This window comes from Comamonas sp. Z3, assembly GCF_008121565.1.
GTDB classification, from domain to species: domain Bacteria; phylum Pseudomonadota; class Gammaproteobacteria; order Burkholderiales; family Burkholderiaceae_C; genus Comamonas; species Comamonas brasiliensis.
This window is the reverse complement of record NZ_VOQU01000001.1, coordinates 921,275-942,710: the sequence shown is the minus strand read 5'-3', so window position 1 is coordinate 942,710 and position 21,436 is coordinate 921,275. Positions and strand designations below refer to the sequence as shown.

19 protein-coding genes and 2 riboswitches are annotated in these 21,436 nt (G+C 61.9%); of the genes, 11 read left to right on the top strand and 8 right to left on the bottom strand.

The window, feature by feature from the left end; genetic code table 11:
- The first annotated feature begins 64 nt into the window (after window positions 1-64).
- Window positions 65-1,894: a sensor domain-containing diguanylate cyclase gene (locus FSY59_RS04415; protein WP_148728529.1), complete on the top strand. Its 1,830-nt coding sequence runs from the start codon at window positions 65-67 to the stop codon at window positions 1,892-1,894.
- 87 nt (window positions 1,895-1,981) lie between these two features.
- Here FSY59_RS04415 and FSY59_RS04410 read toward each other — a convergent pair whose 3' ends face one another.
- Window positions 1,982-2,221, bottom strand: coding sequence for a DUF3820 family protein (locus tag FSY59_RS04410; protein ID WP_003055849.1), 240 nt, complete (start codon window positions 2,219-2,221; stop codon window positions 1,982-1,984).
- 157 nt (window positions 2,222-2,378) lie between these two features.
- Here FSY59_RS04410 and FSY59_RS04405 point away from each other — a divergent pair, with 157 nt between their 5' ends.
- Window positions 2,379-3,164: a MetQ/NlpA family ABC transporter substrate-binding protein gene (locus FSY59_RS04405; RefSeq protein WP_003055852.1), complete on the top strand. Its 786-nt coding sequence runs from the start codon at window positions 2,379-2,381 to the stop codon at window positions 3,162-3,164.
- A gap of 198 nt (window positions 3,165-3,362) precedes the next feature.
- Here the strand turns inward: FSY59_RS04405 and FSY59_RS04400 are convergent, their stop codons facing one another.
- The 4 genes from FSY59_RS04400 to FSY59_RS04385 form a co-directional block, all read right to left on the bottom strand.
- On the bottom strand, window positions 3,363-4,997 hold the full coding sequence (locus tag FSY59_RS04400; RefSeq protein WP_003055854.1) for a SpoVR family protein: 1,635 nt from the start codon (window positions 4,995-4,997) through the stop codon (window positions 3,363-3,365).
- Entirely contained in the window at window positions 4,994-6,262 is a 1,269-nt protein-coding gene (locus tag FSY59_RS04395) for a YeaH/YhbH family protein (RefSeq protein WP_050872048.1), read from the bottom strand. The genes FSY59_RS04400 and FSY59_RS04395 overlap by 4 nt, the downstream gene beginning before the upstream one ends.
- A 74-nt stretch (window positions 6,263-6,336) precedes the next feature.
- Window positions 6,337-8,259 carry a PrkA family serine protein kinase gene (locus FSY59_RS04390; RefSeq protein ID WP_003055859.1) on the bottom strand — a complete coding sequence of 641 codons (1,923 nt, stop codon included), beginning with the start codon at window positions 8,257-8,259 and terminating at the stop codon, window positions 6,337-6,339.
- A gap of 462 nt (window positions 8,260-8,721) precedes the next feature.
- Window positions 8,722-9,621, bottom strand: coding sequence for an EamA family transporter (locus tag FSY59_RS04385; protein WP_148728528.1), 900 nt, complete (start codon window positions 9,619-9,621; stop codon window positions 8,722-8,724).
- Between the two features lie 88 nt (window positions 9,622-9,709).
- Between FSY59_RS04385 and FSY59_RS04380 the strand changes: the two genes are divergently transcribed.
- Together FSY59_RS04380 and FSY59_RS04375 are read left to right on the top strand one after the other, a co-directional pair.
- Complete coding sequence (locus tag FSY59_RS04380; RefSeq protein WP_003055864.1) at window positions 9,710-10,186, top strand: Lrp/AsnC family transcriptional regulator; 477 nt, start codon at window positions 9,710-9,712, stop codon at window positions 10,184-10,186.
- A 155-nt stretch (window positions 10,187-10,341) separates the two neighbouring features.
- Entirely contained in the window at window positions 10,342-10,650 is a 309-nt protein-coding gene (locus tag FSY59_RS04375; protein ID WP_003055867.1) for a hypothetical protein, read from the top strand.
- A 58-nt stretch (window positions 10,651-10,708) separates the two neighbouring features.
- Here FSY59_RS04375 and FSY59_RS04370 read toward each other — a convergent pair whose 3' ends face one another.
- Window positions 10,709-11,359 carry a LysE/ArgO family amino acid transporter gene (locus tag FSY59_RS04370; protein ID WP_148728527.1) on the bottom strand — a complete coding sequence of 217 codons (651 nt, stop codon included), beginning with the start codon at window positions 11,357-11,359 and terminating at the stop codon, window positions 10,709-10,711.
- Between the two features lie 91 nt (window positions 11,360-11,450).
- On the opposite strand from FSY59_RS04370, the gene FSY59_RS04365 reads away from it, so the two are divergent.
- A complete protein-coding gene (locus FSY59_RS04365) occupies window positions 11,451-12,371 on the top strand; it encodes an HTH-type transcriptional regulator ArgP (RefSeq protein WP_003055870.1) in 921 nt (306 codons plus the stop codon).
- 1 nt (window position 12,372) lies between these two features.
- Here the strand turns inward: FSY59_RS04365 and FSY59_RS04360 are convergent, their stop codons facing one another.
- A complete protein-coding gene (locus FSY59_RS04360; RefSeq protein ID WP_148728526.1) occupies window positions 12,373-12,702 on the bottom strand; it encodes a hypothetical protein in 330 nt (109 codons plus the stop codon).
- Window positions 12,703-12,716: 14 nt separating this feature from the next.
- On the bottom strand, window positions 12,717-13,211 hold the full coding sequence (locus FSY59_RS04355; protein WP_148728525.1) for a DUF2721 domain-containing protein: 495 nt from the start codon (window positions 13,209-13,211) through the stop codon (window positions 12,717-12,719).
- Between the two features lie 313 nt (window positions 13,212-13,524).
- A riboswitch (cobalamin riboswitch) is annotated at window positions 13,525-13,769 on the top strand.
- A 236-nt stretch (window positions 13,770-14,005) separates the two neighbouring features.
- Between FSY59_RS04355 and FSY59_RS04350 the strand changes: the two genes are divergently transcribed.
- The 6 genes from FSY59_RS04350 to cobW all read left to right on the top strand — a co-directional run bounded on the left by FSY59_RS04350 (window position 14,006) and on the right by cobW (window position 21,425).
- Window positions 14,006-15,070: an iron ABC transporter permease gene (locus FSY59_RS04350; RefSeq protein WP_043372294.1), complete on the top strand. Its 1,065-nt coding sequence runs from the start codon at window positions 14,006-14,008 to the stop codon at window positions 15,068-15,070.
- On the top strand, window positions 15,067-15,864 hold the full coding sequence (locus FSY59_RS04345; protein WP_148728524.1) for an ABC transporter ATP-binding protein: 798 nt from the start codon (window positions 15,067-15,069) through the stop codon (window positions 15,862-15,864). The genes FSY59_RS04350 and FSY59_RS04345 overlap by 4 nt, the downstream gene beginning before the upstream one ends.
- Before the next feature lie 49 nt (window positions 15,865-15,913).
- Window positions 15,914-16,172: riboswitch (cobalamin riboswitch) on the top strand.
- 251 nt (window positions 16,173-16,423) lie between these two features.
- The gene (locus FSY59_RS04340) at window positions 16,424-18,448 is read left to right on the top strand and encodes a TonB-dependent siderophore receptor (RefSeq protein WP_255439148.1); all 2,025 of its coding nucleotides are present in this window, start codon (window positions 16,424-16,426) and stop codon (window positions 18,446-18,448) included.
- Window positions 18,448-19,518: an ABC transporter substrate-binding protein gene (locus FSY59_RS04335; RefSeq protein ID WP_148728522.1), complete on the top strand. Its 1,071-nt coding sequence runs from the start codon at window positions 18,448-18,450 to the stop codon at window positions 19,516-19,518. Before FSY59_RS04340 ends, FSY59_RS04335 begins: the two co-directional genes overlap by 1 nt.
- A complete protein-coding gene (locus tag FSY59_RS04330) occupies window positions 19,515-20,336 on the top strand; it encodes a (2Fe-2S) ferredoxin domain-containing protein (protein WP_050871917.1) in 822 nt (273 codons plus the stop codon). The genes FSY59_RS04335 and FSY59_RS04330 overlap by 4 nt, the downstream gene beginning before the upstream one ends.
- A gap of 33 nt (window positions 20,337-20,369) precedes the next feature.
- Window positions 20,370-21,425 (top strand): cobalamin biosynthesis protein CobW, encoded by a 1,056-nt coding sequence (gene cobW / locus FSY59_RS04325; protein WP_050871915.1) that lies wholly within the window; start codon window positions 20,370-20,372, stop codon window positions 21,423-21,425.
- Window positions 21,426-21,436 lie beyond the last annotated feature (11 nt).

The following is a 21,436-nucleotide window of genomic DNA, read 5'->3' as shown; positions in this document are numbered from 1 at the left end:
TTACTTGACAGGTGACCGCGTCGCTTGCGGTCCGGGCTGCCAATCAGGAAACTCCAGAATCAAGATGACAGGCTTTCATCCTCACCGGCTTTTGCGTCGCCTCGTGCTCGGCAACCTGCTGGTAGCCGCCCTGCTGTGCTTTGCCACCTGGCTGGGCGTGCATGCCAATTACCGCGCGGACATGGAGCTGGGAGTGGCCGTCACCAGACACCAGGCGAGCAGCCTGAGCCTGGAGCTGGCTGCCGAGGTAAGACTGGTCGAGAACGCCTTGTCGGCGATTGCCAGCCGTTATCGTGCACGCAGCTCTGACGGCCTGCCCGCCGCCAACTCTGCCCTGTATGAAATGCTGCAGGAGCAGCGTGCACTGATCCCTTTTGTCACGGCCTTGCGCACCACTGACAGCACGGGCCAGGTGCTGATCACGCCCAGCGAAGCTGATCTGCCGTTTTCGGTGGCCGACCGCGACTATTTCGCCCAAGCCCGTGAAACAGACCGGATGGTGGTGTCCGAGCCCCTGATCAGCCACTCCTTCGGGAAATGGTCCATCGTGCTGGCCCGGCGTCTTCAGTCCGATGACCGTCAGTTCCAGGGCATCGTCTATGCGATTGTCGCGGCAGAGCATTTTCACCAGCTGTTCCAGCGCCAGTCCTTTGGTGCGAGCAGCGCCATGGCGTTGCGCACCGATCAGGCCCGGCTGGTCGCGCGCTATCCGGCCGAAAGCCAGGACGCCGAGTCCGGCATCGGCAAGGCCGCAGTCTCGCCCGAATACCACCGTGCCATCGACCAAAGCCGCGAGGAAGGCTGGTACATCACGCCGACCCTGATCGATGGCGTGGAGCGCATCACTGCCTACCACCGTCTGCCCGGATATCCGCTGACGGTGTTCACGGGACTCGGAACCGAAGCCTATATGGCCATGTGGCGTGCCTCGGCCTGGCGGGCCTGGGGTCTGGCCGGCCTGTGCATCGCCTTCATCGCCCTGGGCTCGGTCGCGCTATACCGTCTGCAGCAGCGCGAACGCCGCATCCGCAAGGAGCAGGAGCTGGTCATCGACAATGATCTGATCGGCATGGCCCGCCTGCGCGAGCGCAAAATCGTCTGGACCAACCCGGCCATGCGCCGTCTGCTCAAGCAGTCGGCTGCGGCACTGCAGGGCGCGTCCACGCGCATGCTGTACCCGGACGAAGCCTCCTACAGGCGCATCGGCGAGAAAGCCTATAGCTCCTTGCTCGCCCGGGGAAAATTCCATGCGCAGTTCCAGATGCGCAATGCCGAAGGCAAGCTTTTGTGGGTCGATGCATCGGGAACATTGCTCAACGCCGAAGAGTCGCTCTGGATCCTGGTGGACATCGATGCCCTCAAGCGCGGCGAACAGGCCGCCAACCATCTTGCCAATCACGACGCGCTGACGGGCCTGGCCAACCGCCGCGCGCTTGAGGAAACGCTGAATCAGGAGCTGGCCGACGGTCAGATGGTTGCCGTGTGCTTCATGGATCTCGACGGCTTCAAACAGGTCAACGACACCCAGGGCCATGACGCAGGCGACGAGGTCCTGCGCGTGGTCGCGGCCCGTCTGCTGGCACAGGCCCGGGCTGGCGACTGCGTCGCCCGCCTGGGCGGGGATGAATTCGTGGTGCTGCTATCCGGCCTGCACATGCCCAAAGAAGCCATGTCCGTGATGAAGCGCTGCATGGAGGCCGTGCGCCAGCCGATCGCGCTTCAAGGTGGAGTGATGGTTCAGGTCGGCAGCAGCATCGGCATCTCCATCAGCATGGAATGCAGCTCCACGGCAAACCTGCTGCAGACTGCGGACGAGGCCATGTATGCGGCCAAGCATGCAGGCAAGGGACGCATTGTTCAGCATTCGGACCTAGCGCAAAGCTCCGGAACCTGAAGCCTGGCGCTGCCCCGCTGCAGCCTGGGCATGTCGAATTCATCTCTTGGCCTTCGGCCCTTGCCTGGCCGACAACCCTCTTTCGGCTTACTCCTGCGCCCTGGGCGGCAGGCCTGCGGCCCTGCGAATCGGCTCCAGCAAGGCACCGAGTCCGTTGTGGTCGAGCTCCTGCATCAAGGCCAGCAACTGGCCGATCTCCCCCTTGGGAAAGCCCTCGCGGGCAAACCAGTTGAGGTAGTTGCCGGGCAGATCGGCAATCAGGCGGCCCTTGTACTTGCCATAGGGCATAGACACGCGCACCAGGCGCTCCAGCATTTCGGGATTCATGACAGACTGGCTTTGTATAAAAAACGACGCTCTTATAACCAAATAAGAAAAATGTCCTGCAGGCCTTGGTACAGGGCACTAGACTATGCACCTTAGTTCACTGCGGCCCAGACAAGGCCCGGGATTTATCGCAACTTGCTGAAGAAAGTCAGAACCAATGTTGAAGAAAGCTCTTTCTGCTATCGCTATTGCCACTCTGGCGCTGTCGGCCCAGGCCGCTGACGTGCTCAAGGTGGGCGCCACGGCCGTGCCTCACGCCGAAATCCTCAACCACATCAAGCCCGCACTGAAGGCTCAGGGCATCGATCTGGAAATCAAGGAGTTCAGCGACTACGTCCAGCCCAATGCCGCAGTGGAAGACAAGCAGCTGGATGCCAACTTCTTCCAGCACCAGCCCTATCTGGACAGCTACAACAAGGACCGCAAGACCTCGCTGGTGGCCGTGCCCAACGGCAAGGTGCATGTGGAGCCCTTCGGCGCCTATTCCAGCAAGATCAAGAACATCAAGGATCTGAAGAATGGAGCTACCGTGGCCATTCCCAACGACCCCTCCAACGGCGGCCGCGCGCTGATTCTGCTGGCCAAGCATGGCCTGATCGAGCTCAAGGATCCCAAGAGCCTGACCCCCACGGCTCTGGACGTCGTCAAGAACCCCAAGAAGCTGAAGTTCAAGGAACTGGAAGCGCCCTTGCTGCCCCGCGCACTGGCTGATGTCGACCTGGCTCTGATCAACACCAACTACGCCATCGAAGCCAAGCTCAATCCCACCAAGGACGCCCTGTTCATCGAAGGTGCCGACTCGCCCTACACCAATATCGTGGTGGCCCGCAAGGACCGCGCCAACGGCGCCGACATTGCCAAGCTGATGAGCGCTCTGCACTCTGCAGACACCAAGAAGTTCATCCAGGAAAAGTACAAGGGTGCCGTGGTTCCTGCGTTCTGATGCGCAAAGGCCGCGCCCTTCTTCGCAGGGTGTAGCGGCTGGGCTGCATAGTCCCGGGGCCGGGCAGACCCGACCGCAGACTGCAGCTGACGGCCCGAGCCGAGAAAAGCGCTGCTGCGGCAGCGCTTTTTGCTTTCAGTTTGATAGCTTACAGCGCTTTAGAGGAAAGCGTTTGAAGCCATTTTCAATTGCAATATCTCAATGCGAGGGAGCTGGCACCGAATGCACCAGCACCGGTGTCTCGCCATCACCGTTGACACTTTCCAGGTGCACGCCAAACCCCCATAGCCTGGCGACATGCTTGAGAACTTCCTGCGCATCCTCGGCCAGCGGCCTGCCCTGGTACTGGGTATGCCGCAGCGTCAGACTGCGGTCGCCACGCAGATTCACGCTCCAGGCCTGGATATTGGGCTCGCGCGTACCCAGGTCGTATTGCTGGGACAGCAACTGGCGCAGCGTGCGATAGCCATCTTCGTCATGGATGGCGCTGACCAGCACATCACGCTCCTCGGGATCGTCATGCAAAGAGAACAAACGCATGTCACGCATCAGCTGCGGGCTCAGAAACTGGCCGACAAAGCTCTCGTCCTTGTAATTGCGCATGGCATGGTGCAGAGCCGGCAGCCAGGGCGTTCCGGCCAGATCGGGAAACCAACGCCGGTCCTCCTCGGTCGGCTTCTCGCAGATGCGCCGGATATCGCGGTACATGGCAAAGCCCAGCGCATAGGGGTTGATGCCGCTGAAGGCCCGGTGTCCGGCCGGCGGCTGGTAGATCACATTGGTATGTGATGACAGCCACTCCAGCATCACGCCATCGGTCAGCCAGCCTTCGTCATACAAGGTGTTGAGCAAGGTGTAATGCCAGAACGTGGCCCAGCCTTCGTTCATCACCTGGGTCTGACGCTGCGGGTAGAAATACTGGGCGATCTTGCGCACGATGCGCACGATCTCGCGCTGCCAGGGCTCGAGCAAGGGAGCGTTTTTCTCGATGAAATACAGGATGTTCTCTTCGGGCTCGCGGGGAAAGCGCTCGCTGCCCGGCACCGTACTGTCCTTGTCCTTGTCCCTTCGGGCAGGCAGGGTGCGCCACAGCACGTTGACCTGCTGCTGCACATAGGCCTCACGCTCCTCGCGCTCGGCACGCTCGCGCGACAGGCTCTTGTGCGAAGGCCGGCAATAGCGGTCCACGCCAAAATTCGCCAGTGCATGGCAGGAGTCCAGCAACTGCTCCACGGTGTCCAGCCCGTAGCGCTCCTCGCATTGCGACACATAGTCGCGCGCATAGACCAGATAGTCGATGATGCTGCCGGCATCGGACCACATGCGAAACAGATAATTGTTCTTGAAGAAGCTGTTGTGCCCATAGGCCGCATGCGCAATCACCAAGGCCTGCATGGCCGTGCTGTTCTCCTCCATCAGATAGCTGATGCAGGGATTGGCATTGATGACGATCTCGTAGGCCAACCCCATATGGCCGCGCCGGTAGCGGCGCTCCGTGGCCAGAAATTCCTTGCCATAGCTCCAGTGCCTGTAGTTGACAGGCATGCCGACGCTGGAATAGGCATCCATCATCTGCTCGGCCGTAATGATCTCCAACTGGTTCGGATAGGTGTCCAGACCATAGCGCTCGGCCGTGGCAGCAATCGCCGCGTGATACTGCTCGATGAGCTCGAAAGTCCAGTCGCTGGGATCGGGCAGCGGAGACGACGGCCGCTGGGACGCCACCAGCGGCGCCTGTGGCACATCGCGGTAACGCGACTCCCCCTGCGCGTGCGAATTACCGGCTCTTTTGCTGGCCCTGAGATCCAGCACGGGATAGAGATTGAGGTTCATATCGATACCCCATCCTTTTTGAAGAGATCACGGAACACCGGATAGATCTCGTTGGCGGCCGATACCTTGCGCATGGCGAAATGGGGAAACAGCGGCAGCAGACGGTTGTACTCATCCCAAAGACTCTGCTCCTCAAGCACTACCTGCAGATAAGCGTAGTAGCGAACCAGCGGCAGTATTCTTTCGGCGAGGATGCTGTGGCATTTTCCTCCGTCGTCGCTGAAATTGTCCCCATCGCTGGCCTGGGCCACATAGATATTCCAGTCATTGACCGGGTAACGGGCCCTGATGATCTGCTCGAGCAGAACCAGCGCGCTGCTGACCACCGTGCCACCGCTCTCGGTGGAGTGGAAGAACTCGTCTTCGCTGACCTCTGCCGCCTGGGTGTGATGGCGAATGAAGACGATCTCGATCTTGTCGTAATGCCTGGTGAGAAACAGGTACAGCAGAATGAAGAAGCGCTTGGCCAGCTCCTTGCGCTCCTGATCCATGGAGCCTGACACGTCCATCACGCAGAACATCACGGCCTGGCTGCTGGGCACAGGCACCTTGCTGCGGTTGCGAAACCGCAGATCCAGCTGTTCGAGAAATGGCACTCCGCCTATGCGCTCACGCAGGGCGTCGATCTGACGCTGCAACTCGGCTACCGCCTCGCTGGTGCCGTCATCCTGGGCCAGCAAGGCTTCGAGCTGATCTTCCAGCTCCTTGAGCTCTCGATGCGCGGCCTTGGTCAGTGCAATGCGTCGCCCCAGGGCACCGCGCATGGTTCGCACCAATGCCAGATTGCTGGGCGTGCCGTCATGGCTGTAGCCCGCGCGCCTGGTCTTGTATTGCAGGGTGTTGCCGATATGGTTGCGCAGCAGGCGCGGCAGGGCCAGATCTTCAAAGAAGAGATCCATGAACTCTTCCTTGGTCAGCGTGAAGGTGAAGTCGTCCTGCCCCTCGCCGCTGTCGCTGGCCTGCGCGCCTGAACCACCGCCCCCGCTGGGTGGGCGGGCAATGCGATCGCCGCGCACATGTTCCTGGTTGCCAGGCAGCACGACATCGCGGATACCGCCCTGTCCATGCCTGAAGACCGGCTCCTGAATGTCCTTTTTCGGGATGGTGACCGTTTCCGCCTGGTCGATATGGCGGATGTCGCGCGCAGACACGGCCTTGCGTACCGCTTCCGCGATCTGTTCCTTGAAACGCCGCACAAACCGCTCGCGGTTGCCCACCGATTTGTTTTTGCCTGCAAGCCTGCGGTCGATGATATGCAGTGCCATCTGTGCTCCCATCTCCAGGGACTGTTCTCAATCATCGCGCCGGTGGCCGCCCAGGACGACCACCGGTCCCTCGGTCAGCTGCTCTTGCGCACGCGCAGATACCACTCGCAGAGCAGGCGCACCTGCTTGGGCGTATAGCCCTTGGCCTCCATACGGGTGACGAAGTCCTCGTGCTTGCGCGCGTCCTCGGCGCTGGCCTTGGCGTTGAAGCTGATGACAGGCAGCAGCTCCTCGGTGTTGGAGAACATCTTCTTCTCGATCACCACGCGCAGCTTTTCGTAGCTGGTCCAGCTCGGGTTCTTGCCCTGGTTGTTGGCCCTGGCCCGCAGCACAAAGTTGACGATCTCATTGCGGAAGTCCTTGGGGTTCGCAATGCCGGCAGGCTTTTCCACCTTCTCCAGTTCGGCATTGAGCGCATTGCGGTCAAATACCTCGCCCGTATCGGTGTCCCGGTACTCGCTGTCCTGAATCCAGTAGTCGGCGTAGGTGACGTAGCGGTCAAAGATGTTCTGGCCGTACTCGCTGTAGCTCTCCAGATAGGCGGTCTGGATTTCCTTGCCGATGAATTCGGCATAGCGTTGGGACAGATATTCCTTGATGAAGCCTATGTACTTGGTCTCCAGTTCGGCGGGGAACTGCTCCCGCTCGATCTGCCGCTCCAGCACATACATCAGGTGCACGGGGTTGGCCGCCACTTCGGTGCTGTCGTAGTTGAAGACCTTGGCCAGGATCTTGAAGGCAAAGCGGGTGGAGATGCCCTCCATGCCTTCATCCACGCCCGCATAGTCGCGGTATTCCTGGTAGCTCTTGGCACGGGGGTCCGTGTCCTTGAGGCTTTCACCGTCATAGACCTGCATCTTGCTGAAGATGCTGGAGTTCTCCGGCTCCTTGAGACGTGTGAGCACGGAGAACTGTGCCATCATCTTGAGCGTGCCGGGCGCGCAGATGGCGTTGGCCAGCGAAGACTCCCGGATCAGCTTTTCATAGATGCGGACCTCCTCGCTCACGCGCAGGCAGTAAGGCACCTTGACGATGTAGATGCGATCGAGGAAGGCCTCGTTGTTGCGATTGTTGCGGAAGGCCTTCCACTCGCTTTCGTTGCTGTGGGCCAGCACCACGCCGTCGAACGGAATGGCTCCAAACCCCTCCGTGCCCTTGTAATTGCCTTCCTGGGTGGCGGTCAGCAAGGGGTGCAGCACCTTGATGGGTGCCTTGAACATTTCGACAAATTCCAGCAGACCCTGATTGGCCAGGCACAGGCCGCCCGAGTAGCTGTAGGCGTCGGTGTCGTCCTGAGAGAAATTTTCCAGCTTGCGTATGTCCACCTTGCCCACCAGGCTGGAAATATCCTGGTTGTTCTCGTCGCCGGGCTCGGTCTTGGCAATGCCGATCTGCTTGAGAATGCTGGGGTAGCGCTTGACCACTCGGAACTGGCGAATGTCTCCGCCAAACTCCTCCAGCCGCTTCACGGCCCAGGGCGAGAGCACATGCTGCAGATTGCGGCGCGGAATGCCGAACTCTTCTTCCAGAATCGGTCCGTCTTCCACGGGGTCGAACAGACCCAGCGGCGACTCGTTCACCGGCGATCCCTTGAGCGCATAGAACGGAGCCTTTTGCATCAGGTATTTGAGACGCTCTGCAATCGAGCTTTTGCCGCCGCCAACAGGTCCCAGCAGATAGAGAATCTGTTTGCGTTCCTCCAGACCCTGGGCCGCATGGCGAAAGAAGCTCACCACCTGCTCGATGGCATCTTCCATGCCGTAGAACTCAGAAAACGCGGGGTAGCGACGGATGACCTTGTTGGCAAACAGACGCGACAGCACAGGATCGTTGCGGGTATCCACCATTTCGGGTTCACCGATGACGGACAGCATGCGCTGCGAGGCTCCGGCGTAGGCCATGGGATCACGCTGGCAAAGGCTAAGGTACTCGTCCAGCGACATTTCTTCTTCACGCAGGCGGACATAGCGTGCTGCGGAATTGCTGATGACATCCATATGACCTCCCGTGGCGGCACCAGGGCTCGAATCAGTGCCGCAAAGTTGCAAGGCATTCGTTACCGTGTGCGTCCGTTGTAGCACCTCGCTCCTAATTTGAATAGACCGAGATTCCTACAAATACGCAGTAGCCACGACAGCCAAAACCGCAAACCGGATAGCGCAAAAAACGGTCAAAAGCAGGACTCATAATGAGCATAGAGGACTGGCTTCACCTGGGTCATGAAGCACGCTATCTGTCTGCCAGTATTCAGGATTTCGGCGACTTCCGGGATCTCAGAAAACGGCTGCCGGCAGCCAGGCCGATGTGCAAAAAAAACGCTGCCCAGGCAGCGTTTCAGACCCATCCAGCTACAGAAAAAAGAGCTTGCTGCGCAAATTTCTAGGGTTATTCACTAGAAATAATTATTCAAAGCTTTGATTAGCAAGCGCTTACAGCACCTCTTTTCATAGCATGGATATTCATCCGGAAGTGGCTGCCGATGCATCTACGGCGGGAGGTTTGCTGCCTGGCCGCGTCACGGCACTACCCATGGCTGCTGCCATGATGCAGGCAATCGCGGTCCACTGAGTGGCAGTCAGATTCTCGCTGAGCAGCAGCATTCCCATCAGTGCCGCAATGGCCGGCTCGGTCGCCAGTGCAATGCCAAAGGTTGCGGGCGGCAGGCGGCGCAGGGCCAGCATTTCCAAGGTGTAGGGCAAGGCACTGGAGATGGCCGCCACCATCAGCCCGAACAGTAATATCGACGGTGTCAGCAGCTTGAGCCCGGCCTCGGCCACACCAAATGGCACCACCACCAAAGCTGCGCACAGCAAGCCAAGGGAGACTGCCTGGCCACTGGGAATATGGCCCAGCCTGCGCCCCAGCACGATGTAGGAGGCCCAGCAGATGGCGGCTCCGAGCGCGCAGGCAATGCCCACCGGCGACAGGTTCAGGCCCGAAGCATTGCCGCTCAGAGGAAGAATCATGGCCAGCCCGGCAACCGCCAGCGCCAGCCAGACAAAGTCCAGTGCACGGCGTGAGTAGTAGATGGCCACGGCCAGCGGCCCTGAAAACTCTATGGCCACGGCCAGGCCAAACGGAATATCGCGCAACGCCATGTAGAACATCAGGTTCATGCCGCCCAGCGCCATGCCGAAAACCAGCAGAGCCTGTGCCTGCTGGCGGTTGAGCGACCAGCGCCAGGGTCGCCAGACGCACACCAGAATCATCGCGGCAAAGCCCACCCGCAATGCCGAGGTACCCTGGGCACCGACCAGGGGAAACAGCTGTTTGGCCAGCGAAGTTCCCAGCCCGAGTGCAGTGACCGAGCCCAATACGGCCAACACGGGCCACCAATGATTCCAGCTGTTTTTTGACATAGGTGGGTACGATATTGCATGTCACCCGCGAAATTTGCTCGTTTTCGGCCCTGAATCTGCAAGTTTCGCTCTCAACCTATCCCGCACCATGCCTGCTGCCGACCTGGACTCCTTTGACCACGCGATTCTTGCCCTGCTCCAGCGTGACAACCTCATGCCGCAGCGCCTGATTGCGGAGCAGATCAACCTCTCGGCGCCGGCCGTGCAGCGGCGCATCAAGCGATTGCAGGAAACCGGGGTGATTGCCGCCAACGTGGCCGTGCTGGAGCCCGTCAAGGTGGGCCGTACGCTGACCGCGATCATCACCGTGCAGCTGGTCAACGACAGGCCGGATCTGTCGCGCGGCTTCAGGGCCAGGATCGCCGATGAAGCGGCCGTGCAGCAATGCTTTTATGTGACGGGCGAAACCGACTACATCCTGGTCGTCACGGCAACCGACATGGATGATTACCAGGCCATCTGCAAACGCCTGTTCGAAGGTGACGAGAACATTCGCCGCTACAGCACCTCGATCGCACTGGAACGCATCAAGACAGGTCTGCAACTGCCGCTGTCCGCGCCATGAGGCAGTTCTGCCGTGTGGCCCGAATTGGTGCAGAACGAGGGCTGCCATCTGCCATGGTGATTGGCACTGGCGCTGCCGGAAACAAAATGCAACAATTGCGTCATAAACCGGCTCAGATTCTGCACACAACAAGAGTCCACTCTTGAGGAGACACGATGAACACTTCTTCCGCCACCTCGCCCGATATGGCCACGCTGGTTGCCGATCGCACGCTGGACAAATATGCCAAGGACTACTTCCCCCGGCGCGAGCAGGTGACGATTGCCTTTCGCGGCGACATTGCCGAAAAGCACAACTACGACAAGATCCGCCCGATCTCGCAAGCCCAGCGTCATGGCAAGCATATTGTGGTGATCGAGGGCCAGAGCCAGAAAACCGGAGCCACAGGCCACTACCGTATCGAATGCAATAGCTGGAACCTCATCGAAGCCGTGGGTCTGTGGGAGCAGGCCGCAGCGGCTTGAACCGCAGCCAGCGCCTGCGCAGCAATCCGCAGTGCGAAGCGCTGGCTCGACCTGGAACTCAGACGTCCATTCCAAAGGCGCTGCTCGCCACCCACCAGGCCAGACCCAGCATCATCACGCCGGTGATGCCATCCATGACGCGCCAGGCGCCGGGGTTGGCAAACAGGTGCTTGAGACGGCGCCCTGCCATCGCCAGCAGCACAAACCAGAGACAGCTGGCCGAGGCAGCTCCCACTACGTAGGACCAGCGGCCCGAACCTTCCTGCTGGGCACCGATCGAGCCCATCAGCAGCACCGTATCCAGGTAGACATGGGGGTTGAGCAAGGTGATGGCCGCCAGCGCAGCCAGCACGCTCATCATCCCGCGCGGTGCCGCCCTGCGCTCGCCAGCCTCCATGGCTGCATCCGGGGCCAGCCACATGCGCCTCAAGGCGAAAAGACCATAGGCCAGCAAGAATGCGGCTCCGCCCAGCGTCAGATACTGGGCCAATGCCGGATAGCTGGTCAGCATCTGGGCCATGCCGGCCACACCCAGCGCAACCAGCAAAGCGTCGCTGAGCACACACAGAGCCACGCAGGCCTTCACATGTTCGCCCTGCACTGCCTGACGCAGCACATACAGGTTCTGGGCACCGATGGAAACAATGAGCGATGCGCACACCGTGAAGCCTGCCATCCAGGCGGAATAAAAATTAGTTGTCATGTCCATGAGCCGTTGACTCCTCCAAACCGGCCCGGATTCTTGCTCTGCCCGGCAATTAAGTAAAATTACATTTACTCAATACAATGAAGAATTTCTAATGTTTGACTACGCAGGACTGGAAGCGCTTGCCGCGGTATTGCGTGAGGGAAGCTTCGAGCGTGCGGCGCGCAAGCTGCATGTCACCCCCTCCGCCATCTCCCAGCGCATCAAGTTGCTGGAAGAGCGCGTGGGCCAGGTGCTGGTGTTGCGCGGCACGCCTTGCAGCGGCACGGAGGCCGGCCGGCGCCTGTGCCTGCATGTGGAGCAGGTGGCGCTGCTGGAAAACGATCTGCGCCGCAAGAACCCCGAGCTGGTCCCCGAAGGCCAGACCGCCCTGCCCACGCTGAAGCTGGCAGTCAATGCCGACTCCCTGTCGACCTGGTTCATGGATGCCATGGCGGCTTTCACGCAGGACGGCAACGAGTTGCTGGACATCAGCATCGACGACCAGGACCACACGGCCAAACGCATCAAGGAAGGCGAAGTCATGGCCGCCGTCACGGCCACGGGCTCGGCGATAGCTGGCTGCAACACCTGGCCGCTGGGTCGCATGCGCTATATCGCCGTGGCCAGCCCGGAGTTTGTGCAGCGTCACCTGGCCCAGGCCGAGTCGGACCAGGAGCTGGCCCAGATGCTGGCCAAGGCGCCCATGATGTACTACGGCCGCAAGGACAGCCTGCAGGACCAATGGCTCCATGGTCTGGGGCTGGACGGACGGCGCAACAATGCGCGTCACTTTCTGCCTTCCAACCAGGGCTACACCCGTGCCGTGGAACTGGGCATGGGCTGGGGCATGCACCCGGCCCAGCTGATCACCCCACAGCTGGCCAGTGGCGATCTGATGGAACTGCTCCCTGGCAGGGATCTCCACATCCCCATGTACTGGGCCCATACCCGCAATGCCCAGGCCAGCCTGCGGCGACTGACCGACTGCATCATCCATGCCGCGGCCGCCTGGCTGGAGCCCATGCAGGACTAGCTCAGGCAGCAGCAGTCTTTTTCAGGCCGTAATAGAACACCCATGCAGCCGCCAGATACAGCAAGGGATAAAGCGCCAGATAAGGCGCCAGGTTCAGATAGGCCGACCACCGGTCGGCCGCGAAAAAGCCTGCATGCACCAAGGCCGCAAGCAATGCCCCGCTGCCCGTCAGCAGTCCGGCATAGGCCAGCAAGGTAGTCAGGCGCAAGCCCGGCCTGCCACGCTCGACCAGCCGCAACCGGCCTGAACGCAGCTGCACGGGAATCTGATAGAGGCGAGCGAGTGCCATCAGGAAGACGATGGGCACCAGGATCAGAGGCAGGAAAAACATGTCTCGCGGTGCAATCAGGGGCGATGCTCGGACTCCACATGGCGCGCGGCCGCCCTGGCCTGGGTGAGCATATGAAAGTCCAGAATGCGTGTCGCCATGATGGTCTCCCAGAGGAAGCAGCACAGCGCCAGCACAAAGGCCAGCACCCCCAGCAGGAAGCTGAACACGGCATAGCCGTGGCCGCTGACGCCGTAGGCCTGGCCCACGAACAGCAGCACGATGGTCAGCCCTATGCACATGCCGCACAGCGTCAGCAGCGCGATGGAGACGTTGGCCAGCCGCCCGCGCTCGCGCAGAAAATGCAGCTCCTTGAGGTGGCGGGCGATCAGATCGTGATCGTCCAGCGTGCGCAGGCTTTCCTCCAGCTTGCGGGCGCGATCAATGATGCGGGCCAGCCGCCCCGCTACGGAGCCAATCATGCCGGCCACGGCAGTCAGAAAAAAAACCGGCGCAACAGCGAGCTGAATGCTGTGGGTGACGGTCTGTGCGTCGATAGACCAGATGCTCATGATGTCCTCAGAATCGGGGGCTTTCTCAGCCTCTATTTTGTGCATAAATATCAGCTCAGTTTTGACTGCGGCCACTCAAAAACAGCCGCCGGCGACATTGCAGGCGGCTGCAGCCTGTTTGGGTATCGGATATCGATCACGAGCGGCGTCGCCACAGTGCCTGAACTTGCACCAGCGCCTCGCTGAACGCGGCGCCTACCTTGTGCCGTGCCTCGCTGCCCCAAAGGAATCGCCCTGAACTACCAGACCATATCTGGATGCGCTGCTATATAATTTTTCGTTGAAACAAGTCTCGGCACGCCCGTGCAGCAGGCTTTTTCTCCATGCGACAGGTGCCCGGTGCTTCATCGGGTTAAACGGGAACAAGGTTCAAAGCCTTGGCTGCCCCCGCAACGGTAAGCAGATCAAACCACTTCATGGCTTTTGCGCTTGCAGGAGTCTGTCACTGGTGTTCTACGTGGCCTCTTCGACGAGGTGCGCGGCAACGCCGGGAAGGCGAAGTGACATGCCTCGCGCAATCTGCCAGCCCGGATACCGGCCTGTTGAGCGCTGACCACCCGGACCCAGTTCCGGCAGTCGGCATGTGCAACGAGCGTCTGCGGGGAGCAGCGTGACGGCAACAGGCTGCGAGGCCCGCCCTCCGCCCGATCTCGTCACCGGCACGCAAACCGTCTGCCCTGGCTAATGACAATGAGACACCTTGCACAGGCTTTCGCCTCGCGCTTTGGGCCCGCTGGCGCCATGCCCACCTGGGGCCCCGCCCGGCTGCAGCCATGACCCAGCCGTTGACACAGATGTTCGTCCAGCAACGCCATCAGCTGAAGCTATGGCTGGCCATGTTGACGGCAGTGCTGCTGCTGTCTCTGACTCTGGCCATCACCTTGGGGCCGGTACGGATCGCCCCCGGGCAAGCCTGGCAGATCACGGCTTATGAGCTGGGTCAGCGCCTGGGCCTGGACTGGCCTTCAGGCAGCTGGAGCAGCGCCCAGTACCAGATTGTCTGGCGCGTGCGCCTGCCGCGCGTATTGCTGGCAGCCCTGACCGGCGCAGGCCTTGCGCTGGTGGGCGTGGCCATGCAGGCCATGGTGCGCAACCCGCTGGCCGACCCTTATCTGCTGGGCGTTTCATCCGGTGCGTCGGTCGGGGCCGTAAGCGTGCTGGCCTTCGGCGCACTGGCATTTGCCGGCGAGCTGGCCTTGCCGCTGGGCGCTTTCAGCGGCGCGCTGCTGGCCTGTGTGGCCGTGTACTTCCTGGCCCATGCCAATGGACGATTGCAGGCATCGCGACTCATTCTGGGCGGCGTGGCCATTGCCTACTGCCTGGGCGGCGTCACCAGCCTGATTGTGCTGACGGCCGATCAGCGCGAGCTGGCCAACTCCGTGCTCACCTGGACCCTGGGCAGCCTGGCCGGAACCCGCTGGCAGGAGCTGGGCCTGCCGGCTGCCTTGCTGGCGGCTGGCGTGGCCCTGCTGCTGACACAGGCCCGCTCACTCAATGCATTGCTGGCAGGCGAAGAGACCGCCGCCACGCTGGGAGTGGACACCACCCGCACCAGGCGCTGGCTATTCGTTCTGGTGTCGATGGTGACAGGCGTGCTGGTGGCGCTGACGGGTCCGATCGGCTTTGTCGGTCTCATCGTGCCCCATGTCGCCCGCATGCTGGTCGGCTCCGAGCACCGGCGCGTGCTGCCTGTAGCCGCTCTCACAGGTGCCATCTTCCTGATCTGGGTCGACGTGTTCTCTCGCATCAGCTTTGCCCCCGCCGAAGTACCTGTCGGGGTCATCACCTCGCTGCTGGGCGGCCCCTTCTTTGTATGGATGCTGTGCCGCAAGAGCGTGCGGGAAAAGGGCAATCCGTGAGTTCCGCATCCAGCTCTTCCTGCCTGCTGGAGGCCAGCCGCCTGCATTGGCAGACGGCGGCCGCCTCCATAGTCAAGGACATCAGCCTGCATATCAGGCATGGCGAACTGGTCGGCCTGCTCGGCCCCAACGGCAGCGGCAAGTCCACCCTGCTGCGCATGATCTACCGCATACTCAGGCCTGCCAGCGGTGCGGTCTGCATAGACGGACAGGACGTCTGGCTGCGCAGCGCTCGCGACAATGCCCGCTCCATGGCGGTGCTGACCCAGGAAAACGCCAGCGAGTTTGATCTGCGCGTCTGCGATGTGGTGCTCATGGGTCGCATGCCGCACCAGAGCTCTTTCGCCCGGGATAGCGAGCAGGACTTCCGCATCGTCGCCCAGTCCCTGGCCCAGGTCCGTGCCCAGTCGCTGGCGCAGCGCATGTTCTCCACCCTGTCAGGGGGCGAAAAGCAGCGCGTGCTCATGGCCAGGGCACTGGCCCAGCAGACCAGGCTGCTGGTGCTGGACGAGCCTACCAACCACCTGGACGTACGCCACCAGTTCGAGCTGATGAACCTGATCCGCAGCCTGGGCCTGACCACGCTGGCCGCGCTGCACGAGCTGCCACTGGCCGCCCACTACTGCGACCGTCTGTACCTGCTCAAGGCAGGAGAACTGGTGGCGCAGGGCACGCCGGCCCAGGTGCTGACCGCGCAGGCCATTGCCGAAGTCTACGGTGTGCGTGCCCAGGTACGCCTGAGCGAGCGCAGCGGCAGACCGCTGATCGAGTTCATGCCGGACGAGTTGCTCTAATTCCCTGCGCGTTTCGCCCGGGGACTGATAAACTCTCGCAGCGCCTTGATGGCGCTTCGTTTCGGAAGGTGCTCGCTTGAAGCGAGTGAAACGGGAACAAGGTCTGATCGCAAGCTCAGGAAGCCTTGGCTGCCCCCGCAACGGTAAGCAGGTCAACACACTCATGCGAGCGCATCAGCGCTTGCAGCCACTGGACATGATCCGGCCCCTCGCATCGCGACGGTCTGCATCTTTCGGGAAGGCGAGTCGTGAATTCAGCAATGAATTGCCTGTGAGCCCGGAGACCGGCCTGCCGATGACTCAACTCCGCCCCTCGGGGCGGTATTTACGAAAACTGTCTGCGGGGTGCGGATAGCGGCCAGAAAGTGGATTGCGTCATGTCTGAGAAAGGCGGACCTGTCTGCGGCACAGCTATCCCTTCAGGCAGTTTCGGCCTCGTGATATGTGCTCTCATCCACAAACCTTTGCTGCTCTTCATTCCGCCCTCAACTCCAAGCCTCAGCTGCGCCATCTAGGCAACACCGCACTCAAGCTGCTTTTGCTCTGCCCCGCCGTCGGCATGGCCCAGCAGTCCCTGCCCGAAGTCACGGTGCGGGAAAACCGCCTGCCCTCGCATGAGTTGCAGACCAGCCAGCCGTCAACCACGGCCTCCCATGTAAACGTACCCGTGCTGGATCTTCCGGCCAGCGTCAGCGGCGTGTCTTCGCTGCAAATGGACGAGCGTGCGGACTACAGGGTCTCCGACGCCGTCACCCGCACCGTGGGCCTGAGCACATCGGGCGCCCCCGGCAATGGGGGGCTGTCCTTTTCAAGCCGCGGCTTCAATGGCGTGAACTCCATCGGCATTGCCGAGGACGGCATCATGCTGGGCGTGGCCTCGGGCACCGTCAACTATCCCGGCGACAGCTGGGGCTATGAGCGCATCGAAGTGCTGCGTGGCCCCGCATCGCTGATGTATGGCAGCGGCACCACAGGTGCCACCATGAATGCCATCCGCAAGCAGCCCAGCCGCGAGCGCTCCACCGAAATGCTGCTGGGAGCAGGCAGTCACGGCAAGGCCTACGCCGGCATCGGCGCTGGCGGCGCACTGGGCGAGACCCTGAGCTACCGTCTCGATGCCTATGGCGACCGCACCGACGGCGAGCGCGAGCTGGGCAAGGCCAGCAGCGGCAAGCTGATGAGCGCACTGCGCTGGACGCCGCGCAGCGATCTGACCGTGGACCTCAGTGCCGACATCAGCCAGCAAAAGCCCGAGCGCTATTTCGGCTCGCCCGTGGTCGACGGGCAAATCGTCAAGGAGCTGCGCAACAAGAACTACAACGTGCTCGATGCCATCGACCAGTTCAAGGACCAGCGCTTCCGTGCCAAGGCCCAGTGGCGTGCCAGCGACGCGCTGACGGTGCGCAACGAACTCTATCATTTCAAGTCCGATCGCCACTGGAAGAACATCGAGGCCTACGACTACCAGCCAGCCACCGGCCAGGTGGGGCGATCCGACTATCTGGAAATCGGCCACGATGTGCAGCAGACGGGCAATCGCATGGGGCTGGACCTCAAGGCCGCCAGCCACCAGATCGCCGTGGGCTGGGACATCTCCAACGCCCAGTTCACCAGTACCAGCAACTCTCCCTACACCGGGAAGTCCACGGTTTCAGCCTTCAACCCGCAGCATGGCTATTGGGACAGCCCCGATGCCTATCTGCCGCGCATAAACTCCAGCCTCCGCCAGAATGCGCTGTATCTTGAAGATGCCTGGAAGATCAGCGAGCAATGGCTGTTGATGGCCGGCATGCGCCGTGACTGGTATGCCTTCTCGCGCAACAATATTCAGGACGGCTCGGGCTTTGACAAGCCGCTGAACGGCACCTCCTGGCGCCTGGGCCTGACCCACAAGTTCGATGCGCTCAGCAGCGCCTATGTGCAGACCAGTACCGGCCATGACCCTGTCACCAGCCTGCTGGCAATTGCCCAGTCGCAAACCGGCTTCAGCCTCAGCCAGGGCCGCCAGATCGAGGTCGGCTACAAGCAGCAACTGGCCGATGGGCGTGGCGAATGGACCGTGGCGGCCTATCGCATCGTCAAGGACGACATCATCACCCGCGACCCCGATCGTCCGGCACTGTCGGTCCAGGGTGGCAAGCAGTCGTCCAAGGGGATTGAACTGACTGGCCTCATCCATGCCAGCAAGACGCTGCGCTTCGAAGGCAATATTGCCTATGTGGATGCGAAGTTCGACCGTTTGCTCGAAGGCAGCAAGGGCGTGGACCGTGCAGGCAACCGCCCCAGCAACGTGCCGCGCGTGACTGCCAACCTCTGGGGTCACTACCGCACCGGCCCCTGGCAGGCATCGCTGGGCATGCGCTATGTGGGCGACCGTTTTGGTGACAACGCCAACACCGTTCGCATGCCTTCCTATGTGGTGACCGACGCCGTGCTGAGCTGGGATATGAACCCGCGCACCACGCTGCGCCTGGTGGGCCGCAACCTGACCAACCGCCTCTATGCCACCTATGCCTATAGTGGCAACCAGTGGCTGCTGGGACGCGGGCGCAGCGTGGAACTGTCCGCGCTGATGCGCTTCTGATGCTGCCCAGGCCTGTTGCCATGCAAGCTCTTGGCTTGAATCGTCCCTGCGCCTCGGCGCTTCTGGCGGCATCGCTGCTGCTGGCTGGTTGCGGCAAAGCACCCGAGCCGCAGTCGGTTGCGGTACCGATGCGCCAGCATCAGCCAGCACTGGAGTTGCCGGTGTGCGGGCAGACGGTGCGCTACGACAAGGTTCCCCAGCGCGCCGTCACCCATGACGTCAACATCACCGAGAGCTTTCTCTATCTCGGTCTGGGCCGGCGCCTGGTCGGCTACTCGGGCATCCCTTCCAGCAAGGAGATCAGCCCCCAGCTCAAGCCCTGGCTGCAGCGTCTGCCCGATCTTTCATCCCAGGGCATGAACCTGGAGGTATTGCTGGGCGCCGAAGCCGACTTTGTCTTTGGCGGCTGGAGCTATGGCTTTCGCCAAGGTGCCGTGACCCCGGAGCGCCTGGCCAGCCACGGCATCGCCTCCTATGTGCTGTCCGAGTCCTGCATCCGCGTGCAAAAGCGCGAGCGCATCGCACTGGACGATGCATTGCTGGACATGGAGAACATCAGCCGCATCTTTGGCGTCCTCCCGCAGGCCCAGCCACGCATAGACAAACTGCGGGCCTCCCAGGCCCAGCTGCGCCAGCAGATGCAAGGCAATCGCACGCTGCCGCGCGTCTTTGTCTACGACAGCGGCCAGGAGATTCCCGTCACCGTCGGTCACTTCGGCATGCCGCAGGCCATGCTGGACGAGGCTGGAGCCAGCAATATCTTTGCAGACCTGAGCCAGAACTGGCAGCGCGGCAACTGGGAAGACGTGATCGAGCGCGACCCAGAGTGGATCGTGATCATTGACTACGGCCAACCCGACGCCCAGGGCAAGATCGACTTCCTGCTGCATAAAAAGGAACTTGAGGCGGTTTCCGCCATTCGCAATCGCCGGTTCTTCGTGATGAGCTATGCCGAAGCCACACCCGGCCCGCGCAATACCGAAGCCGCACAGCGCCTGGCAGCCGCCTTGCACCCCGAGCGCGAGATCAGCGTCCAACGTGTGGAGTTTTCTGCAGGAGAGCTGCCGTGAACAAGCATCTCCCCTCCTCCCGACCTGCCGACCTCAAGCAGGCCGCAGCGCCTTCGCTGGCCATCATCCTGCTTAGCCGGGGCGGCGCCTATACCGCAGGCCTGACGGAGCTCAGCGATCTGGCCGCGCGGCTGGAGGCCGACATGAGGGCCTCAGGCCAGCCTGTGCAGCAGGTGACCACGGCCTATGTGGACCGCGCCCAGCCCACGCTGGGTGAGGCGCTGGACCTGTGTGCCGAGGCCCGCAGCATTCTGATCCTGCCCGTGATGGTGCCTGACGAAGCCTCGCTGCGCCGCTGGCTGCACAAGCTCATCATGCGCTGGCGCGCGGCACGTGATTCCTCACATCCTTGCCCGCGCCTGGTATTTGGTCAACCGCTGCTGCAGCTACCCGGACTGACCGAGTTGCTGGCCCGGTCCGTGGAAGATGCACTGCGCCAGCCCGATGTGCCCGAGGTGCTGGGCGACGATCCATGGGAGCACGACCCCAAGGGTTGGTCGCTGGTGCCCGAGCACCGCCAGCATGTGCTGTGGTGCGTGGGCCCGCGCTGCGCGGCCAAGGGAGCGCTGCAGCTATGGCCCACACTGACGCGCACGATACGTGAAACCCCGGGACTGAAAAACCGGCTGCAGCCGCTGCAGACCGGCTGCCAGTACCCCTGCAACCATGGCCCGTTGATGATCGTCTACCCCGACGGCGTCTGGTACGGCCCCATGGATGCCGACAATCTGGCGTCGACGCTCACAGGCCATGTGCTTGATGCGCGCGTCAACCCGCAATGCCATGTCCACGGACCAGCTTTCCTCGAACGCCCCTGATTTTTCTTGCTTTCCTTCACCGGAGATAGATCCATGCAAACCACCAAGATCCCCGCCACCATCGTCACCGGCTTTCTCGGCAGCGGCAAGACCACCTTGATGCGCCATATCCTCGAGCAGGCCAAGGGCCTGCGCGTGGCCGTCATCGTCAACGAGTTCGGCGAACTGGGCATTGACGGCGAAATCCTCAAGACCTGCGCCATAGGCTGCAAGGAAGAAGGTGGCGCGGATATGCAGTCGGGCCAGATCTACGAGCTGGCCAACGGCTGCATGTGCTGCACCGTGCAGGAAGAGTTCTTCCCCGTCATGAAGGCCCTGGCCGAGCGCCGTGCAGATATCGATGTGCTGCTGATCGAGACCAGCGGCCTGGCCTTGCCCAAGCCCCTGGTCCAGGCCTTCCAGTGGCCCGATATTGCCAATGTCTTCACCGTCGATTCCGTGGTCACCGTGGTCGACACGCCCGCTGCGGCCGCCGGCCAGTTTGCCCATGACCCGCATGCCGTCGACGAGCAGCGCCAGGCCGACCCCAATCTGGACCATGACGCCAGCCTGCATGAGCTGTTCGAGGACCAGCTCTCTGCCGCCGACCTGGTGGTGCTGTCCAAGGCCGATCTGGTCACGGCCGAACAACTCGGCCAGGTACGAGCCCTGGTGGCCGAAGAAGTACCTGCCAGCGTGAAGATGATCGAAGCCGTGCAGGGCCAGGTGCCCTTGAGCGTGCTGCTGGGCCAGCATCGCGCCGCCGAGCTGTCGATCGACGACAAGCACAGCCACCATGACCATGACGAAGACCATGACCACGATGCCTTCGACTCCCTGCACCTGGACCTGGGCGCCGTGGACCGCGAGCGCCTGATGCAGGCCCTGCAGTCCATCGTGGAGCAGCATGGCGTGCTGCGCGTCAAGGGCTTTGCCGCTCTGCCGGGCAAGAAGATGCGTCTGCTGGTGCAGGGCGTGGGCCGCCGCTTCGATGCCTATTTCGACCGTGCGTGGGCCGAGGGCGAAGCTGCAGCCACGCGCCTGGTGTTCATCGGCAAGCAGCTGGACGCGGCCGTGCTGCAGCGGACGCTTAAAAGCGCCGAAGTCTGAGAAATTAGCCA

Bases quoted from the DNA above. Each gene is read 5' to 3' on its own strand.
- FSY59_RS04395 (WP_050872048.1), bottom strand. From the start codon at position 6,262: ATGGCACTGCATATCATCGACCGCAGGCTTGCAGGCAAAAACAAATCG.
- FSY59_RS04410 (WP_003055849.1), bottom strand. From the start codon at position 2,221: ATGAATCCCGAAATGCTGGAGCGCCTGGTGCGCGTGTCTATGCCCTAT.
- FSY59_RS04355 (WP_148728525.1), bottom strand. From the start codon at position 13,211: ATGAGCATCTGGTCTATCGACGCACAGACCGTCACCCACAGCATTCAG.
- FSY59_RS04365 (WP_003055870.1), top strand. From the start codon at position 11,451: ATGTTTGACTACGCAGGACTGGAAGCGCTTGCCGCGGTATTGCGTGAG.
- FSY59_RS04405 (WP_003055852.1), top strand. From the start codon at position 2,379: ATGTTGAAGAAAGCTCTTTCTGCTATCGCTATTGCCACTCTGGCGCTG.
- FSY59_RS04350 (WP_043372294.1), top strand. From the start codon at position 14,006: ATGTTCGTCCAGCAACGCCATCAGCTGAAGCTATGGCTGGCCATGTTG.
- cobW (WP_050871915.1), top strand. From the start codon at position 20,370: ATGCAAACCACCAAGATCCCCGCCACCATCGTCACCGGCTTTCTCGGC.
- FSY59_RS04375 (WP_003055867.1), top strand. From the start codon at position 10,342: ATGAACACTTCTTCCGCCACCTCGCCCGATATGGCCACGCTGGTTGCC.
- FSY59_RS04385 (WP_148728528.1), bottom strand. From the start codon at position 9,621: ATGTCAAAAAACAGCTGGAATCATTGGTGGCCCGTGTTGGCCGTATTG.
- FSY59_RS04340 (WP_255439148.1), top strand. From the start codon at position 16,424: ATGGCCCAGCAGTCCCTGCCCGAAGTCACGGTGCGGGAAAACCGCCTG.
- FSY59_RS04400 (WP_003055854.1), bottom strand. From the start codon at position 4,997: ATGAACCTCAATCTCTATCCCGTGCTGGATCTCAGGGCCAGCAAAAGA.
- FSY59_RS04380 (WP_003055864.1), top strand. From the start codon at position 9,710: ATGCCTGCTGCCGACCTGGACTCCTTTGACCACGCGATTCTTGCCCTG.
- FSY59_RS04415 (WP_148728529.1), top strand. From the start codon at position 65: ATGACAGGCTTTCATCCTCACCGGCTTTTGCGTCGCCTCGTGCTCGGC.
- FSY59_RS04335 (WP_148728522.1), top strand. From the start codon at position 18,448: ATGCTGCCCAGGCCTGTTGCCATGCAAGCTCTTGGCTTGAATCGTCCC.
- FSY59_RS04360 (WP_148728526.1), bottom strand. From the start codon at position 12,702: ATGTTTTTCCTGCCTCTGATCCTGGTGCCCATCGTCTTCCTGATGGCA.
- FSY59_RS04370 (WP_148728527.1), bottom strand. From the start codon at position 11,359: ATGGACATGACAACTAATTTTTATTCCGCCTGGATGGCAGGCTTCACG.
- FSY59_RS04390 (WP_003055859.1), bottom strand. From the start codon at position 8,259: ATGGATGTCATCAGCAATTCCGCAGCACGCTATGTCCGCCTGCGTGAA.